Genomic DNA, 2,444 nt, shown 5'->3' with positions numbered 1-2,444 from the left:
CGCTGTCGCCTGGGGGTGTCGACGCCCATGCCCTGGCCGCGCTGCCACTCCCTCGTCAACGGCTGCTGGTACGGACGCTATGCCAGCAGCACGGGTTACCGACGCCGCCACAGGCGCGGTTGGCCAGCCTGCTGAACCAGTTGAGTGCTGCCGCTCAGGCGCGTGTGCACATTACATGGCCCGGGGCAGAAGCGCGGGTATGGCGGGGCGGGCTTTACGTGATGGCTCCGCAGGCACCGCTGGATGGCTGGCAGGCGGTGTGGGATGGCCGGGCAGGCCTGGCGACGCCGCTGGGCACGCTGGCGCTCGAGGTGAAAAGGGGAGCACAAGATGCGGCTAGCGCCTCATTCGTGCTGCGTGGGCGTCAGGGCGGAGAAACGCTGGTGCTGCCGGGGCGTGGCCGACGTGACCTGAAACGCTGGCTGCAGGAGCAGTCGATCCCCCCTTGGGAGCGTCAGCGGCTGCTGCTGGTGATGGAAGGGGAGCGCTGCCTGGCCATATTGCAGCCGCCTGCCAGAGTGCTCTGGCAGGCGGCGGGGGTGGCGGTGCGGTGTGCTGACTAGCTGACGAGCGTCAGCACGAAACCCGCCCCCGCAATATGCCCCTGCTCCTGCTCCAGGTCGGTGCTCAGCAGGGTAGGCTCATCGCTCTGGGGGAGCGTGATCACCAAACCTTCGCCGCCGTCATCGACCACGATGGGTGGCAGCGCCAGAGGGCTTTCGGGCCGAGAGTGATTGAGCAGCACCGCCAGACGCAGCAGGCGAGCCAGCTTGCCCGCCGTGGGCTGTTGGGAAGCGGGCAGTGCCTGCCACTCCTTGAGCGGAAACTTGCGTCGATGGGCGCGCACCAGAAAAGCCAGCAGGCGCTGTTCCGGGCGTGAAAACCCGGCCAGATCCGAATGCTCCAGTAAGTAAGCGCCGTGACGATGGAACTGGCTATGGGAAATGGCGAGCCCGATCTCGTGGACATGGCTGGCCCAGTTCAGAAAATGCCCCTGTTCGTTGCTCAATCCCCAGGGCGATTGGAGACGTTCAAACAGCCGCCTGGCGGTGTCGGCCACGTTCTCGGCTTGCCGGGTATCCACGTCGTAGGTGCGCTTGAGCAGCTCCAGGGTACGTGAGCGGGTGTCTTCGGCACTGTTGCGCCCGGCCATGTCGTACAGCACGCCTTCCCGCAGCGCGCCATCGGCAAAGCGCATCTGGTGCAGGTCGAAGGCTTCGAACACGGCATTGAGAATGGCGATGCCCGCCGGGAATACCCGGGCGCGGTCTGCTTTCAGGCCTTCCAGCTCGACCTTGTCCAGGTGCTTGCACTTTACCAGCCGCTCTCTGAGCTTTTGCAGGCCGCTGCGGGTAATCACCCCTTCCTGGGGCGCATCGCCGTAGGCGAACAGAACGCTGGCGGCAGCCTTGATCGTGCCGCTGGAGCCCACCGGATCATCCCAGCCCAGGCGCTGGTAAGGCCGCTGGATATTGGCCAGTTCCGAGAGTGCCGCCAGTTCGGCACGGCGCATGCGTTTTTCGGTAATCTCGCCATCGGCAAAAAAGCGCTGGCTGAACGTTACGCAGCCCATGCGCAGGCTCTCCAGCGCCCTGGGCTCGAAGGCTTCACCAATGATGAACTCCGTGGAGCCCCCGCCAATGTCGACGATCAAACGGCGGCCGTTCTCGGCCAAGGCATGGGCGGCGCCCAGATAGATCAGCCGGGCCTCTTCACGTCCCGCAATGATTTCAATGGCGTGGCCCAGCTGGGCTTCGGCGCGTTCGATGAAGTCCTGGCTATTGTGGGCGTCACGCAGCGCGTTGGTGCCCACCACCCGCAGGTTGGCACCCTCTATGTCGGTCAGGAAGGGGGCAAAACGGCTCAGGCAATCCAGCGCGCGCTGCATGGCGGCTTCGCTAAGGTAGCCATTGCCATCCAGGCCAGCGGCAAGCTGCACCTTCTCGCCTTGTCGGGCAACGACTTGTAGCCTTTCATTCTGGTAGTTGGCGACCAGTAAATGAAAGCTGTTGGAGCCCAGGTCAATGGCGGCCAGGCGCTGGGGAGCAGCGCTGTCGACTTCGCTATTGGGCGCATCGGTGGGGAGCGAAATGTCCATGGGCATGAGCTATCCTTCAAGTTGGCTATGCCAAGGTTGCGGCGCCCTCTGACTATTGTCAATTGTCAAAGGCTTGCGTTTGTCGCGGGGCTTGACTACCATCGGGTAACTGGCCTGATCCGAGTTGGCTTGTACGTCCAGACAAGCGTGTTGACTCGGCACCCCGAGCAATGCGTATTCCGATGGCATCAGCCAGATGTCCAAGTCGTCAGATAACCTACCCTCACGCCCAGCAGTCACCGACAGCGGCTAATGGCTACATCATGGCCTACGCGACTGCCCCTACTTATCAATCGAGCGTGTGCCTGGATGGAGTCTGAACGCATCACTCGGCGCTTTGCCCTAA

General features: G+C 63.5%; 2 protein-coding genes. One reads left to right on the top strand and one right to left on the bottom strand.

Annotated features, from left to right (window positions below; genetic code table 11):
- Positions 1 to 563: tRNA lysidine(34) synthetase TilS (gene tilS / locus B7L71_RS06235; protein ID WP_139790056.1), on the top strand; the 563-nt coding region annotated here is incomplete at its 5' end.
- Here the strand turns inward: tilS and ppx are convergent.
- Entirely contained in the window at positions 560 to 2,104 is a 1,545-nt protein-coding gene (gene ppx / locus B7L71_RS06230; RefSeq protein WP_081136711.1) for an exopolyphosphatase, read from the bottom strand. The genes tilS and ppx overlap by 4 nt on opposite strands.
- Between the last annotated feature and the right edge of the window lie 340 nt (positions 2,105 to 2,444).

This window comes from Halomonas sp. BC2 (genome assembly GCF_002078115.1).
Lineage (GTDB): Bacteria > Pseudomonadota > Gammaproteobacteria > Pseudomonadales > Halomonadaceae > Vreelandella > Vreelandella stevensii.
Note: the sequence above shows the minus strand (reverse complement) of the source record. Positions and strands in the feature narration are given on the sequence as shown.